This window comes from Brevibacillus sp. FSL K6-0770 (assembly GCF_038000275.1).
Taxonomy (GTDB): domain Bacteria; phylum Bacillota; class Bacilli; order Brevibacillales; family Brevibacillaceae; genus Brevibacillus; species Brevibacillus parabrevis.
Map to the genome: position 1 here is coordinate 2,097,501 of NZ_JBBOBQ010000001.1, position 13,147 is coordinate 2,110,647.

The following is a 13,147-nucleotide window of genomic DNA, read 5'->3' on the forward strand; positions in this document are numbered from 1 at the left end:
GAGAATCTTGTCCACCGAAAGCCTAAGGTTTCCTGGGGAAGGCTCGTCCTCCCAGGGTTAGTCGGGACCTAAGCTGAGGCCGAAAGGCGTAGGCGATGGACAACAGGTTGATATTCCTGTACCACCTCTGTTCCGCTTGAGCAATGGCGTGACGCAGGAGGATAGGGTGAGCGGCCTACTGGATGGCCGTCCAAGCAGTAAGTGTGGTGTGTAGGCAAATCCGCACACCGTCAAGCACAAGCTGTGATGGCGAGGGAAATTTTAGTACCGAAGTCCCTGATTTCACACTGCCAAGAAAAGCGTCTAGCGAGGAACAAGGTGCCCGTACCGCAAACCGACACAGGTAGGCGAGGAGAGAATCCTAAGGTGCGCGGGATAACTCTTGCTAAGGAACTCGGCAAAATGGCCCCGTAACTTCGGGAGAAGGGGCGCCTCGGTAGGGTTCATAGCCCGAGGGGGCCGCAGTGAAAAGGCCCAAGCGACTGTTTAGCAAAAACACAGGTCTCTGCGAAGCCGCAAGGCGAAGTATAGGGGCTGACGCCTGCCCGGTGCTGGAAGGTTAAGGGGATGAGTTAGCGCAAGCGAAGCTTTGAACCGAAGCCCCAGTAAACGGCGGCCGTAACTATAACGGTCCTAAGGTAGCGAAATTCCTTGTCGGGTAAGTTCCGACCCGCACGAAAGGCGTAACGACTTGGGCGCTGTCTCGGCAAGAGACCCGGTGAAATCATAATACCTGTGAAGATGCAGGTTACCCGCGACAAGACGGAAAGACCCCATGGAGCTTTACTGTAGCCTGGTATTGGAACTTTGTGCATCATGTACAGGATAGGTGGGAAGCTGAGAAGCAGGGGCGCCAGCCTCTGTGGAGCTGTCGGTGGGATACCACCCTTGATGTACGGAGTTTCTAACTCGTCGCCCTCATCGGGCGAGAGGACCATGCCAGGTGGGCAGTTTGACTGGGGCGGTCGCCTCCTAAAAGGTAACGGAGGCGCCCAAAGGTTCCCTCAGAATGGTCGGAAATCATTCGTAGAGTGTAAAGGCAGAAGGGAGCTTGACTGCGAGACCTACAAGTCGAGCAGGGACGAAAGTCGGGCTTAGTGATCCGGTGGTTCCGCATGGAAGGGCCATCGCTCAACGGATAAAAGCTACCCTGGGGATAACAGGCTTATCTCCCCCAAGAGTCCACATCGACGGGGAGGTTTGGCACCTCGATGTCGGCTCATCGCATCCTGGGGCTGAAGTAGGTCCCAAGGGTTGGGCTGTTCGCCCATTAAAGCGGTACGCGAGCTGGGTTCAGAACGTCGTGAGACAGTTCGGTCCCTATCTGTCGCGGGCGTAGGAAGTTTGAGGAGAGCTGTCCTTAGTACGAGAGGACCGGGATGGACGCACCGCTGGTGCACCAGTTGTCACGCCAGTGGCACAGCTGGGTAGCTATGTGCGGACGGGATAAGCGCTGAAAGCATCTAAGCGTGAAGCCCCCTCCAAGATGAGACTTCCCACAGCGCAAGCTGGTAAGACCCCTCATAGACGATGAGGTTGATAGGTTCGGTGTGGAAGCGCGGTAACGCGTGGAGCTGACGAATACTAATCGGTCGAGGACTTATCCACACATGCTTAGCAATCATGCATATCCGGTTTTGAAGGAACATATAATTACGGAGAGTTACCCAAGAGGCCGAAGGGGACGGTTTGCTAAACCGTTAGTATGCGCAAGCGTAGCGAGGGTTCGAATCCCTCACTCTCCGCCATTTTTATTTTGGCGGCGTAGCTCAGCTGGTTAGAGCGTTCGGTTCATACCCGAAAGGTCGGGGGTTCGATTCCCTCCACCGCTACCAAAAACATAAGACAAGCAAAAGTTATGGCGGTCGTGGCGAAGGGGTTAACGCACCGGATTGTGGCTCCGGCACTCGTGGGTTCAAGTCCCATCGATCGCCCCATGCATGGGAGTATAGCCAAGTGGTAAGGCACGGGTCTGCAAAACCCTCACCCCCGGTTCAAATCCGGGTACTCCCTCCATAGTTGTCCCAGTAGCTCAGCAGGATAGAGCAACGTCTTCTAAGTGTAGGTACTCGTATGGAAACCACCTGCTGGAACATTCTTTTTAATGTGTCCTGATAGCTCAGCAGGATAGAGCATGCGCCTTCTAAGCGCACGGTCGGGGGTTCGAATCCCTCTCAGGACGTTAGTTTTAAAGTATTTGAAGTCGCTATAGCTGGCGGCTTTTTTGTTGTATGGAGGTACATAGCTTGGCATGGAGCAAGGCGCTGGCTACAGATCAAGCTTTCATTTCACCGGTAAAAGCAGGAAAATACCACTGGCACATAGCTAGTGGTGTTTTCGAATAAAAAGCAAGTAGGTGGGGGCGTACGATGTGCTGCGAGCATTGCCTTGATGGATACATATCTGCTATTTAGCGCGTGAGTACAACGCTATAGACAGGCGTTATAGCAAGCTTGGCTGCACGCATGAAAAGGAGAAGCTGCGTATTTCAGTCCAATTGCAGTATGACTCAGCATGGAGGGCGTTGAGCGACTATCCCTTACACTCATACTAGGTTTGGTTTGCGCCGATACGGTCATGGCTGTTTTCTTGCAACGAATATAATCAGTTCATCCTTGCCAGTAAACGGTGATCGATTCCAGTTGCTATATTCACTTTGAATATCAAATCCATGCTCGTTTAACAATTTGCGAATCGATTCAGGCTCAGTAAACAAACATAAAATCTCTGATTCCCGCTCATAGCCTTGGAATTTACGAATCGTCGTCCATTTCATTATATTCGTATCAGGGTTATATTTCTGTTTCCCACCCACTTCTACAGGATTCCCCTCATAATCCTGAAATGTATGCCAATATTCATAATCACAGTCTGTAAGATCATGGCCACTTGGGTTGCGCGTCTCAAAAATAAATTTCCCGCCTGCCTTGAGTAGCTTGTTCACATTTTCCAGCAGCGAATTTTGAGCGTCACGAGTTTGGCATACTGTATCATATTCGGTAAAATGTCTACCCCGTCAATATGTACACCTCGTTCAGCGAGGTACAACGTCGTTAATCCCGTTCCACAGGCAAGCTCAAGCACATGTTGACACGGCTTCGCTTCCTGCAGAAACAACTCGTATTTCTTCCACTCTCTACCAAATTCAGCGTCGTAGTTTTTCGGATCAACATACTCTTCAGCGTTATGAAATGTCATCAAATTCTCCTCTCATGACGTTCAAAGTTATGCCGCTATATGTATGAAATATCATAATTCCATTAATATATAATAGCTGAATTATACTTACAATCATTATGTAAAATGGGAGCCTGTACATGTTGGCGGATGCAAGATAATGCTTGTCTGATTTGTTCTGAAGGAATAATAAAAATGCATAAGCTGGCGGTCGAGAGTACAATTTCTCCCGAGACGTCACTTATTGAAAATACCTGCTACAGACTCAAACTGATTAGTTAAGTTTGTATGAGGTACTTGTTTGTTCAGCAGATATTTTTGAGCTTCTAAAACTCACGACTGCAAAAACAGGATAGAACAGAACAGCATTCACAGATGCGAAAACGGCTCTAGGTTAGGGAGTAAAAGGCTGTGAAGGGATCGACACCGGCCTGGCAGTGTGTCTTGTGCACCGCATGGATGCGAGAACCGAGGGAGGGCGTTCCTGTTGGCCATGCAGCGTTTGTGGCTTTGAAAAGGCTAAGAATGATTGCTTGCAAGTCAAATAAAGTCCTGCTTTTTTACAGCAGAGATCACAGGAGCAGGAAGAGCAACAAAAACAAGAGCCATTTTATCGACAAAAAATGACTAAAATTGACGTACATATAATAAGGAAGCTTTTCGATAATGAGCATATTCTTTGCAAGGAGTTCCCTGTTAGTTTCACTCTCTACTCTATGTAACGTTTAGGGGAGAAAAAAGATACTCATTTTTACAAAAATGTTTTCACGGGATGTTCTTTTCTTGAGGGGCAATTCGAAGACAGGGCAGTTAGCAATGGTTCGTTTGCAAAAAGACGGGTGCAATACGTGGCTGACCAAAAGGGGCACAGCAGCATGTGGTCAAATAAGATACCTTGCTGCAACGCCGATACGTGATCTATCGGAAGAGGACGCCGGACAGAGCACAGAAGAGAGCAGGCAGAGAACGCCGGACGAGTACAGAAGAGAGCAGGCAGAGAACGCCGGACAGAGGACAGAAAAGAGAGCAGGCAGAGAATGCAGGACAGAGGACAGAAAAGAGAGCAGGCAGAGAATGCAGGACAGAGGACAGAAAAGAGAGCAGGCAGAGAATGCAGGACAGAGCAAAGAAGAGAGAGCAGGCAGAGAACGCCGGACAGAGTACAGAAGAGAGAGCAGGAAGAGAATGCCGGACAGAGCACAAAAGAGAGCAGGAAGAGGAAAGCAGGACAGAGCACAGAAGAGAGAGCAGGAAGAGAACGCCGGACAGAGCACAGAAGAGAGAGCAGGAAGAGAACGCCGGACAGAGTACAGAAAAGAGAGCAGGACGGAGCACAAAAGAGACAGCAGGCAGAGAACGGCTAGAACAGAGAGCAGAAGAAGCAGCGAAAAGGGCGCAGAACTGATCAGAGCGCGATACGGAAGACAAAGACGAGCGCAAGCAGAGCACAAGCAAAGCACGAAGAAAGGAAGACCACGAACAGCTCGTGGTCAAATAAAAGGATTGTAGTAGTAGAGACCGTGGAAGTAGCGCCGCTCAGCTTTTTCTAATGCAATCGCTTTCTCGTTCTCCAGTGAGGCATGAAGCTTTTCCCAATAGTCTGGGGTGGCATCGCTCAAATCAACTTCCAGCTGCTCGCCAACCAGATTGCGGATCAGCTGCCAATCATCGGGATGCTCATACTGCTTCATACCGCCACCAATTAGCCGAATATCGTGGAGCAACTGTTTGATATTTTCGGGAATCATCGGTTTCCCCCAATAACGAAAAATTTTTTTGAGAACGATGGGTTTCTACTACTGGTAATAATTTGTCTGATTCGCCATGAAATATGTAAGAAAACCAAAAAATATGGAGTCGCAGTTGGTCCGTTATGGTGACGAAACCTTGAAATTTTCCATCAACACGATCGCCGCATTTTCTAGAAGAAGAGACAAAACACGCTTTCAACCGACAATGGCTTAAAGCAGAAACATGCCACAAAAATATTCCAATGATTAGCAACGAAAATAGGCGCTCTGGATGGAGAAAAACGCTATTGACTTCTAAATTTCGATTGTGTATACTCAAAAACATGATTTCGCGGCAGGAATTTTGGCAAGGAAGTCCGCGATTATCAAGGAAACAGGCGGTCGTGGTGGAATTGGCAGACACACCATCTTGAGGGGGTGGCGGGGCGACCCGTGCGAGTTCGAGTCTCGCCGACCGCACCATCGTGATACCAGACTGAGGCTATTTTCGAGCTGAAATGAGCCGTTGCGTTTTCGAAATATATCAAGCCTTTTCGACAAGGGCTTTTTTTTCTGCTCATGTCCAAGGCTTGTCGAATAGAAAGAGAAAAAGGTGGGAAAGGTGATAGCAGTGCCTTCGTTTTTCCCACTTTTGGGTCATTGATCTTGAAACGCTTTTGATGTACACTCCCAATTGGGAGAATTACAATAGAGAAATGTTGGAAAAACAACACTACCTAAATCGGATCAGACCCAATTTGATTTAGGTCGAGGAGAAGAACCCATGAGTGTAATTAGAGAGATCATTGAGGGATTATTCATCGGATTCACTTCAACGGTAGGTGTGATCAGCACGTACCAAACACTGGTTTCTTGCGCAGGTCTGTTCCGCAAAAAGGAGCAGGTGACAAGCGAGCCACAAAAGACTTTTGCTGTACTGGTTGCGGCGCATAACGAAAGTGCCGTAATCGCGCCACTGATTGAAAACCTGAAAAAGCTCGACTACCCGCGTGAAATGTACGACATCTTCGTCATTTGCGACAACTGTTCGGACAACACAGCTGAGATCAGTCGGGCACACGGAGCCATCGCGTGCGAGCGTTTTGATACGTCCAAGCGCGGAAAAGGCTACGGGATTGAGTGGATGCTGGAAAACCTCTGGGCTAGACCGAAGCAGTATGATGCAGTCGTCATGTTTGACGCCGACAACCTGGTTGAAAAGAACTTCCTGCGCGTGATGAACGACCGTCTGGTCAAAGGCGCACGCGTGATCCAGGGCTATCTCGATTCGAAAAACCCGTTTGACTCCTGGATTACCCTGTCTTATGCGGTGACGTACTGGTTTACGAACCGCATGTGGCAACTGGCCCGTCACAACCTCGGTCTGCCAAACACATTGGGCGGAACAGGCTTGTGCATCGAGAGCAACTTGCTCAAAGAAATGGGCTGGGGTGCGACAAGTCTCACGGAAGACCTGGAGTTTGCTACCCGCTGTATTGAACGCGGCATTTATCCAACCTGGGCTCACGACACGAAGGTATGGGATGAAAAACCGATTGATTTGAAAGCTTCCATGCGCCAACGTTTGCGCTGGATGCAAGGTCACTATGATGTAGCAGGGCGTTACATCGGAAGCGTACTGAAGAATGGCTTGAAGTCGAGAAAGCTGGGAATGCTCGACGCAGCGTTCTACCTGTTCCAGCCGATGTACGTGTTGATGGTGACCATGATGTCCTTGCTGTTCCTGGGCAGATTTTTTGACATTGCGGCTCTGACGCCGGCTGCGACCATCCTGCCAACTTGGCTGGTGTACGGCTCTACCGCTGTGTTTTATTTGCTGCCAGTGCTGGCGCTCTATCTGGAAAAGGTGCCGCTCAAAGGATATTTGGGACTGCTGTTGTTGCCGTTCTTTTTCCTGACCTGGCTTCCGATCATGTTTTACGCGTTTTTCACCAAGAAAAATCAAGTGTGGAGCCATACGTCCCACACGCGCGCCATTCGCATCGAGGAGATCCAGCAATAGGATTGTCAAACAAACCACAGGGACATCGGACCTGTGGTTTCCTTATGGGAAAGTAGCGAAAAAGGGCGCTGATCTGGTATAATGACGCGATCACGCGTATGAGAGCAAGAGCCGTGGGAGCAGGGCACAGGGCTTTTGGTTGTGCCACGAGGAGGAAAAGCGGTGATGAAGCTGGCACTACAACCACAACAATGCGAACAAACTACTCCCGTGTTTTGGGGAGATAAGCGTTACCATACATGGAACTATCATTTGCGCTCGACGTTTCACGAAAAGATTTTCAAGGTGCCGCTGGACGGGGGCTTCAGTTGTCCAAACCGGGATGGCAAGGTGGCGACAGGCGGCTGTACGTTTTGCAGCGCTCGTGGCTCGGGGGATTTCGCTGGCGATCGGCGGATGGACCTGGAGCGGCAGTTTCACGACGTAAAAGGCCGGATGCACGAAAAGTGGCCGCAGGCAAAATACCTCGGCTTTTTCCAAGCGTACACGAACACGTACGCGCCTGTTCACGAGCTGCGCGAGATGTACGAAGTCATTCTTAGGCAGGAAGGCGTAGTCGGCTTGTCCGTCGCCACGCGTCCCGACTGCCTCCCGGACGATGTCGTCGAATATTTGGCCGAGCTGAACGAGCGGACGTACTTGTGGGTCGAGCTTGGGCTGCAAACGGTTCACGAGCATACGGCACAGCTCATCAACCGGGCGCACGACTACGCCTGCTATGTCGATGCGGTGGAAAGACTGCGCAAGCACAATATTCGCGTCTGTTCCCACATCATTTACGGGTTGCCAGGCGAAACGCACGAGCAGATGATGCAGACGGCCGATGCGGTTGCCCACCTGGATGTGCAGGGGATCAAAATTCACCTGCTGCACCTTTTGCGCAAGACGCCGATGGTCAAACAGTACGAGGCAGGGCTGCTTGAGTTTCTTTCCCTGGAAGAGTACATCAAGCTTGTCGTAGATACGCTGGAAATTTTACCGCCCGAGATGATCGTGCACCGGGTCACCGGAGACGGGCCAAAAGACTTGTTGATCGGGCCGATGTGGAGCCGCAAAAAGTGGGAAGTGCTCAACGGCATCCATGCCGAGTTGCAAAACAGAAACAGCTGGCAAGGGAAGTTTTATGTTCCACGCGCCTGAAAAGCCGCTCAAACGGCTCGAGCAACTGCATAAAAAAAGGGAGCCGGAAAATGGCTCCCTTTTTGACGTTACGCATCCGCCTCGATGATTTTTCTTGCGCGGCCAGGGTAATTCGTAATGATTCCGTCCACGCCGTATTCGATGGCATTCTGGATTTGCCGACTGCTGTTCACTGTCCAGCCGTAGACGGTCAGATTGCGCTGCTTGGCTTGCCGCACCAGCTCGGGTGTCAGCTGATCGTACGGCACATGCAGCTGCTCGCAGCGATACTGGCTGGCGACTGCCCACGGTTTTGCAATCGGGCCGACATAGAGCAGTCCGGTTGTCTGGGCAGGGTCCAGTTCTTTGATGCGCAGCAAGCTGTCGAAGTTGAAGGTGGAGATGATCGTCCGCTCTGTGAGCTGGTAGCGCCTGATCAGCTCGATGACCTTTTCCTCAAGCTGGGGCTGGGCCAAAAAGAAATTTTTCAACTCGATGATGAAGTGCAACGATGTATCGGAAAAGGTTTGAAATACCTCGCGCAGGACTGGAATCCGGGCTTTGGGAACACGCATGGAGCTGTCCTTGTCGGCGCGTAGCTGACGAAGCTCGCGCATCGTGTAGCCGCGTACCAGACCGGAGCCGTTCGTGGTCCGTTCGAGTCGATGGTCGTGAATGACGACGAGCTTGTCGTCGCGGCTTAGCTGAACGTCCAGCTCGATTCCGTCCGCGCGCTTGCGGACAGCAGCGTGGAACGCTTCCATCGTGTTTTCCGGATGCAGGCCGGAAGCGCCGCGATGCGCGAACACAAGTGTGGACACGGGGGCTTCCTCCCTTCTCAGACGTTACATAGCTTATTACATGCATATGTAAGTGGCCCCTCGATACTGCCTATCAAGAGGGGCACATACGAGTACCTATGAGATGGCGACGAGAACAATCACGAGAAGAACGAACAAAACCAAAACAAGGGCGAAATCGTTGTTTCCGCTGCTGCAGCTCATGAATACCCCCTCCTTCCCAGATGGAGCAACTCCTTCATCTTATGAACGTATAGGGAAAATGGCGCTCATCGAATGCCTACTCGCCTGAGATTTGTGCTTGGCAGCCCACTTTTTATACAGATTGGCAGATGACGGGAAGGTGCATTTTGCTACAATGGAGTCACAAGGCAAACAGGGGAGGGAAGGCTTCATGATACAGATCGAGGAAATGCTCGCTACGGGTGATTTGGTGGACGATCAGCAAAATCGCAGGGTCAAACTGCACGAGTACGATCGGACGCGCATCAGCGAGTACGACGAACTGCTCAAGCAGGTCGGAACAAAGTCTGCGGCGAGCAAGCTGATCGTCTACGGAAAAAAGCAGGACGTTGGGGAATGGCTTGCGCGGGGATATCGCCAGGAGGGAATCATCGACGGTTTTTTCCAGGGGCAAAACGCTTACATGCTCACGGCTTATCTCACGGAGGATCGGGCGACATCTGCTGCTCCCGAGCTGGCCGAGGAAATTTTGGCGCTGAGTCTGGCGAAAGCGGGACCAGGCGAAGAAAAGCCGCTCCCGGAAGGATATCGCATGCGCCCGGCAACAGAAGCGGACGCAGAGGAGCTGGCGAAGCTGTACGGCCTCGTTTTCGCGACGTATCCTACGCCGATGGATGATCCCGCGTACATTCAAAAAACGATGCAGGAGGGCACCGTGTACTTCGTAGTCGAGCGGGACGGGCAAATCGCCTGTGCGGCGTCTGCGGAGGTGTCAGAGCGCATGGGATCGGCAGAGATGACCGATTGTGCCACCCATCCGGATCACGCCGGAAAAGGGCTCCTCCAGCCGTTGTTCCACGCGTTGGAACACAAGATGGAGGAAGCAGGGATTTACTATTTGTACACGTTGACGCGGGCCCAATCGGCGGGCATGAACGTAACAGCCGCCAAAATGGGCTACGAATACCGGGGGCGGCTGATCAACAACTGTACGATTTTTTCCGGATTCGAAGACATGAACATCTGGGTGAAGCCACTTCGGCCTACACGCGATGAATAAGGCTACTCTTGTGAGGAAGACAGCTGCTGTTGCAGTCGGCGGGCCATAAGCGCCAACTGAAGCTGCCAGCGCTGATGCGCGTCCTCCAGGCGGTAGCCTGTTTTTTCTTCAATCTGGGTCAAGCGGTATTTCAGCGTATGCCGATGAATATATAACGCTTGGGAGGTTTGCAGGCCGTTTCCGTTTTGGGCCAGGTACACTTCCAATGTTTCGAGCAGCTGCTGATTGTACTTGCTGTCGTAGCGGATCAGCGGCTCCAGAATCGGCTTCCACAATGCCGTCATGCTGTGCTCGTCCCGGTGGTAAGGAAACAGAAACTGATAGCCCTGCATGTCCCGGTAACGCAGCAAATCGGGAGCGGTAGCGAGCAAAGGATACGCTTGCAGCGCGAACATCGCTTCTTCTGCGGCCGAGGAAACATCTGTCAGCAAATCGCGGGGATTGCTGATCGCCACTTGCAGGGTGGTGGCAGAGTGCAGCCCTTCCCACCTGGCTGCAAACTGTTCGAGCAGCTGCAGGCTCGTCCGGTCGTCGGGCAAAATGAACAAAAGACAGTGCGGGCGCTCCCGCAAAAGGTACGAACGCTGATGGCGGTCGCACAGTCTGCGCATCAGGGTAATGACGCTTTGATGCAGCTCCGCGAGCCTGTTGTGCTCGACCGTCTCGACTTTGACCGCGACCACGAGGTGCTTGCCGGAGAGCGGATAGCCGAGCATGCGACAGCGGCTTTCCAGGTCTTGCGGACTCATTGGCTTTCCGTTCAGCAGTTCCTCGACGAAATCCCCTTTCAACCGCCACTCCGTCGCTGAAACAGCGCGTTCTTTTACATATTCCAGCGCACACAAGGTGGCTGCGTGCTGGAGCGCTACGTCGTCAAGCTCTTTCCACGATTCCCGCGGCTTGCTCAGGCTGAGCGTGCCAAAATGCTCGCGGCTGGCTCGGATCGGCACCGAATGCACATGCTCCTTGCCTTCTTCCGTGTACGGCTCCGTCTTGCAGCCGTGCTGGGTCACTTCAAACCCGAGGGCGTCGAGAAGCGTCACCGCACCGCCCGTAAGCTCAGCAAGCTCGCCTGCGATCGCTGGCAGCCCGCCTTTGGACAGGGCTGCTTCAATCATCCGGTTGTGAATGGCTTGCGAGTAGGCCAATGTCTCAAACTGCCGATTGACGATCGGCTGCAAAATCGCTTTGGTAATCGTCGAGAAGTTGATTTCGGTCGGGATTTCGATGAGCGGCAACTGATGGCGGTCCGCCAGTTCGAGAAAGCTTTCGGGAATTTCCCGCATGTAAAATCCGGTATGAATAGCGACTCCGCTGAGCTTTTGCCTGGCTAACATCGGGATGAATGAACTGAGCCGCTCGACATTTTCCATCAGCCCAAATCCGGTTGTAATCAAAAATTCCCCTTCTTGCAGACGGCTGGCATCCTCCAGCACTTCCACGATCGTCACCCAGCGGATCGGATTGTCCAGCCCGCCAGCACCTGCGATCAGACGCGTCTGAACCATGTCGGGCAGTTGCAGAGCCTCTCTGATCGTAATTGTCATGAGGTACACCTCCGTGTTGCGAAGTTCTTTATACAAAATGTACAAAAGATTTTGTCTCTTTGCCACGTTTTTTTTGCCAGCGCGTCGGATGGATGAAACGGGCTGGTCAGCTAGGATAGAGGTAGAGAATAAGCGAGGTGGCGACGATTATGAGCAGAAGCTATGTAATTAAACCGGAACTGGGCAAGACATATCCGTTCATTTCTCATGGAAAAGGCATTTATTTATACGATAAAGACGGCAAGCGCTATATCGATGGCTGCGGTGGCGCTGTCACGGCGAGCATCGGTCACGGCGTGGAGGAAATAGCCGACGCGATGTATCAGCAGGCAAAAGAAGTATCTTTTGCGTACCGCTCGCATTTCAGCAGCGATGCCGTAGAGGAGCTGGGAGCCAAGCTGGCTGAGTGGGCGCCTGGTTCGCTGAACTGGACGTTTTTCGTCAGCAGCGGCTCGGAAGCGACGGAAACAGCGCAAAAGATCGCGATCCAATACTGGCAGGAAAAAGGCAAGCCGACGAAAAACCGGATCATTTCCCGCTGGATGAGCTATCACGGCATCACGATGGGCGCGCTGTCCATGTCGGGTCACGTATTGCGCCGCAAACGTTTTGCCCCGCTTTTGGAGGACTATCCGACGATCACTGGCCCGTATCCGTACCGCAGACCTGAAGGAATGTCGCTTGAGACATACGCCTTGGAATGTGCGAACGAGCTGGAACGCGCCATTTTGCGAATCGGTGCGGAACAAGTCGCGGCCTTCATCGCTGAGCCAGTCATTGGCGCATCCGGCGGTGCAGTCGTGCCGCCAGATGGCTACTTCCAGCGCATTCGGGAAATTTGCGACAAGTATGAAGTGCTGTTCATCGCCGACGAAGTGATGACGGGAGTAGGGCGCACAGGGAAAGCGTTCGGGATCGATCACTGGGGCGTCGTGCCTGACCTGATGACTTTGGGCAAAGGCATGAGCGCAGGCTATACGCCGATGGCCGCCACAATGGTGTCGGATGAGATCATCGAGACGATTAGCCAAGGAAGCGGTCTGATCATGGCTGGACACACGTACAGTGCCAATCCGCAGTCCGCCGCTGTCTCCCTGGCTGTTTTGCAATATGTAGAAAAAAATCAGTTGTTTGACAAAGCAGCCGAGCAAGGCGCTTACTTGCTGGCACGTCTGCAGGAGTTGGCGGATGAACTGCCGCTGATCGGCGAGGCGCGCGGTCTGGGATTGCTGTGCGGTCTGGAATTTGTCAAAGACAAGCAAACAAAAGAACCGTTCCCGCTCTCCCAAGGGGTGGCAAGCAAGGTAATTGCAAAAGCGTTCGAAAAAGGGCTGCTCATTTATCCGGCCATGGGTGGAATCGACGGGGTGGCAGGTGACTCCATCATTGTCTCTCCTCCACTGACGATTACAAAAGCAGAGATCGACGAACTGATCGGCCTCCTGAAAGAGGCGATTGTCAGCGTATCGCAGGAGTTGAAAGACAAGGCGCTGATCAACTAGAGTGGA

At 52.2% G+C, this 13,147-nt stretch carries 11 protein-coding genes, 6 tRNA genes and 1 rRNA gene (1 of these 18 running past the window's edge); 12 read left to right on the forward strand and 6 right to left on the reverse strand.

What is annotated here, in order from left to right; all coding sequences use genetic code 11:
- The 6 genes from NST23_RS10200 to NST23_RS10225 all read left to right on the forward strand — a co-directional run.
- A 23S ribosomal RNA gene (locus tag NST23_RS10200) occupies positions 1-1,608 on the forward strand; it begins 1,320 nt to the left of the window's first position.
- A gap of 49 nt (positions 1,609-1,657) precedes the next feature.
- Positions 1,658-1,748, forward strand: a tRNA-Ser gene (locus NST23_RS10205).
- Positions 1,749-1,758: 10 nt separating this feature from the next.
- Positions 1,759-1,835: transfer RNA gene (locus NST23_RS10210), tRNA-Met, on the forward strand.
- A 26-nt stretch (positions 1,836-1,861) separates the two neighbouring features.
- Positions 1,862-1,937, forward strand: a tRNA-His gene (locus tag NST23_RS10215).
- A 5-nt stretch (positions 1,938-1,942) separates the two neighbouring features.
- A tRNA-Cys gene (locus NST23_RS10220) sits at positions 1,943-2,016 on the forward strand.
- 92 nt (positions 2,017-2,108) lie between these two features.
- A tRNA-Arg gene (locus NST23_RS10225) sits at positions 2,109-2,182 on the forward strand.
- A gap of 393 nt (positions 2,183-2,575) precedes the next feature.
- On the opposite strand, the gene NST23_RS10230 is transcribed toward NST23_RS10225, so the two are convergent.
- Both NST23_RS10230 and NST23_RS10235 read right to left on the reverse strand, forming a co-directional pair.
- Positions 2,576-2,944, reverse strand: coding sequence for a methyltransferase type 12 (locus NST23_RS10230; RefSeq protein WP_287102540.1), 369 nt, complete (start codon positions 2,942-2,944; stop codon positions 2,576-2,578).
- A complete protein-coding gene (locus NST23_RS10235; protein ID WP_287102539.1) occupies positions 2,941-3,198 on the reverse strand; it encodes a methyltransferase domain-containing protein in 258 nt (85 codons plus the stop codon). The genes NST23_RS10230 and NST23_RS10235 overlap by 4 nt, the downstream gene beginning before the upstream one ends.
- A 795-nt stretch (positions 3,199-3,993) precedes the next feature.
- Here NST23_RS10235 and NST23_RS10240 point away from each other — a divergent pair.
- A complete protein-coding gene (locus NST23_RS10240; RefSeq protein ID WP_340963624.1) occupies positions 3,994-4,686 on the forward strand; it encodes a hypothetical protein in 693 nt (230 codons plus the stop codon).
- Here the strand turns inward: NST23_RS10240 and NST23_RS10245 are convergent.
- Positions 4,668-4,925, reverse strand: a complete 258-nt coding sequence (locus NST23_RS10245) for a hypothetical protein (protein WP_122965629.1) — start codon at positions 4,923-4,925, stop codon at positions 4,668-4,670. The two genes, NST23_RS10240 and NST23_RS10245, sit on opposite strands and share 19 nt — an antisense overlap.
- A gap of 380 nt (positions 4,926-5,305) precedes the next feature.
- Here NST23_RS10245 and NST23_RS10250 point away from each other — a divergent pair.
- The 3 genes from NST23_RS10250 (at position 5,306) to NST23_RS10260 (ending at position 8,070) form a co-directional block, all read left to right on the forward strand.
- Positions 5,306-5,390 (forward strand) — tRNA-Leu (locus NST23_RS10250).
- A 301-nt stretch (positions 5,391-5,691) separates the two neighbouring features.
- Positions 5,692-6,930 (forward strand): glycosyltransferase family 2 protein, encoded by a 1,239-nt coding sequence (locus tag NST23_RS10255; protein ID WP_122965630.1) that lies wholly within the window; start codon positions 5,692-5,694, stop codon positions 6,928-6,930.
- A 165-nt stretch (positions 6,931-7,095) separates the two neighbouring features.
- On the forward strand, positions 7,096-8,070 hold the full coding sequence (locus NST23_RS10260; protein WP_122965631.1) for a TIGR01212 family radical SAM protein: 975 nt from the start codon (positions 7,096-7,098) through the stop codon (positions 8,068-8,070).
- A gap of 68 nt (positions 8,071-8,138) precedes the next feature.
- Here NST23_RS10260 and NST23_RS10265 read toward each other — a convergent pair whose 3' ends face one another.
- On the reverse strand, positions 8,139-8,870 hold the full coding sequence (locus tag NST23_RS10265) for a glycerophosphodiester phosphodiesterase (protein WP_122965632.1): 732 nt from the start codon (positions 8,868-8,870) through the stop codon (positions 8,139-8,141).
- A 96-nt stretch (positions 8,871-8,966) separates the two neighbouring features.
- Positions 8,967-9,053 (reverse strand): YjcZ family sporulation protein, encoded by an 87-nt coding sequence (locus tag NST23_RS28420; protein ID WP_122965633.1) that lies wholly within the window; start codon positions 9,051-9,053, stop codon positions 8,967-8,969.
- Between the two features lie 190 nt (positions 9,054-9,243).
- Between NST23_RS28420 and ablB the strand changes: the two genes are divergently transcribed.
- Positions 9,244-10,092 carry a putative beta-lysine N-acetyltransferase gene (gene ablB, locus NST23_RS10270; RefSeq protein ID WP_173595579.1) on the forward strand — a complete coding sequence of 283 codons (849 nt, stop codon included), beginning with the start codon at positions 9,244-9,246 and terminating at the stop codon, positions 10,090-10,092.
- A gap of 2 nt (positions 10,093-10,094) precedes the next feature.
- Here ablB and NST23_RS10275 read toward each other — a convergent pair whose 3' ends face one another.
- Positions 10,095-11,639, reverse strand: a complete 1,545-nt coding sequence (locus NST23_RS10275) for a PucR family transcriptional regulator (RefSeq protein ID WP_173595580.1) — start codon at positions 11,637-11,639, stop codon at positions 10,095-10,097.
- A 149-nt stretch (positions 11,640-11,788) separates the two neighbouring features.
- Here NST23_RS10275 and NST23_RS10280 point away from each other — a divergent pair, with 149 nt between their 5' ends.
- Positions 11,789-13,141, forward strand: a complete 1,353-nt coding sequence (locus tag NST23_RS10280; protein WP_173595581.1) for an aspartate aminotransferase family protein — start codon at positions 11,789-11,791, stop codon at positions 13,139-13,141.
- The last annotated feature ends 6 nt before the right edge of the window (positions 13,142-13,147 follow it).

Bases quoted from the DNA above. Each gene is read 5' to 3' on its own strand.
- NST23_RS10235 (WP_287102539.1), bottom strand. From the start codon at position 3,198: ATGACATTTCATAACGCTGAAGAGTATGTTGATCCGAAAAACTACGAC.
- NST23_RS10240 (WP_340963624.1), top strand. From the start codon at position 3,994: ATGGTTCGTTTGCAAAAAGACGGGTGCAATACGTGGCTGACCAAAAGG.
- NST23_RS10245 (WP_122965629.1), bottom strand. From the start codon at position 4,925: ATGATTCCCGAAAATATCAAACAGTTGCTCCACGATATTCGGCTAATT.
- NST23_RS10255 (WP_122965630.1), top strand. From the start codon at position 5,692: ATGAGTGTAATTAGAGAGATCATTGAGGGATTATTCATCGGATTCACT.
- NST23_RS10260 (WP_122965631.1), top strand. From the start codon at position 7,096: ATGAAGCTGGCACTACAACCACAACAATGCGAACAAACTACTCCCGTG.
- NST23_RS28420 (WP_122965633.1), bottom strand. From the start codon at position 9,053: ATGAGCTGCAGCAGCGGAAACAACGATTTCGCCCTTGTTTTGGTTTTG.
- ablB (WP_173595579.1), top strand. From the start codon at position 9,244: ATGATACAGATCGAGGAAATGCTCGCTACGGGTGATTTGGTGGACGAT.
- NST23_RS10275 (WP_173595580.1), bottom strand. From the start codon at position 11,639: ATGACAATTACGATCAGAGAGGCTCTGCAACTGCCCGACATGGTTCAG.
- NST23_RS10280 (WP_173595581.1), top strand. From the start codon at position 11,789: ATGAGCAGAAGCTATGTAATTAAACCGGAACTGGGCAAGACATATCCG.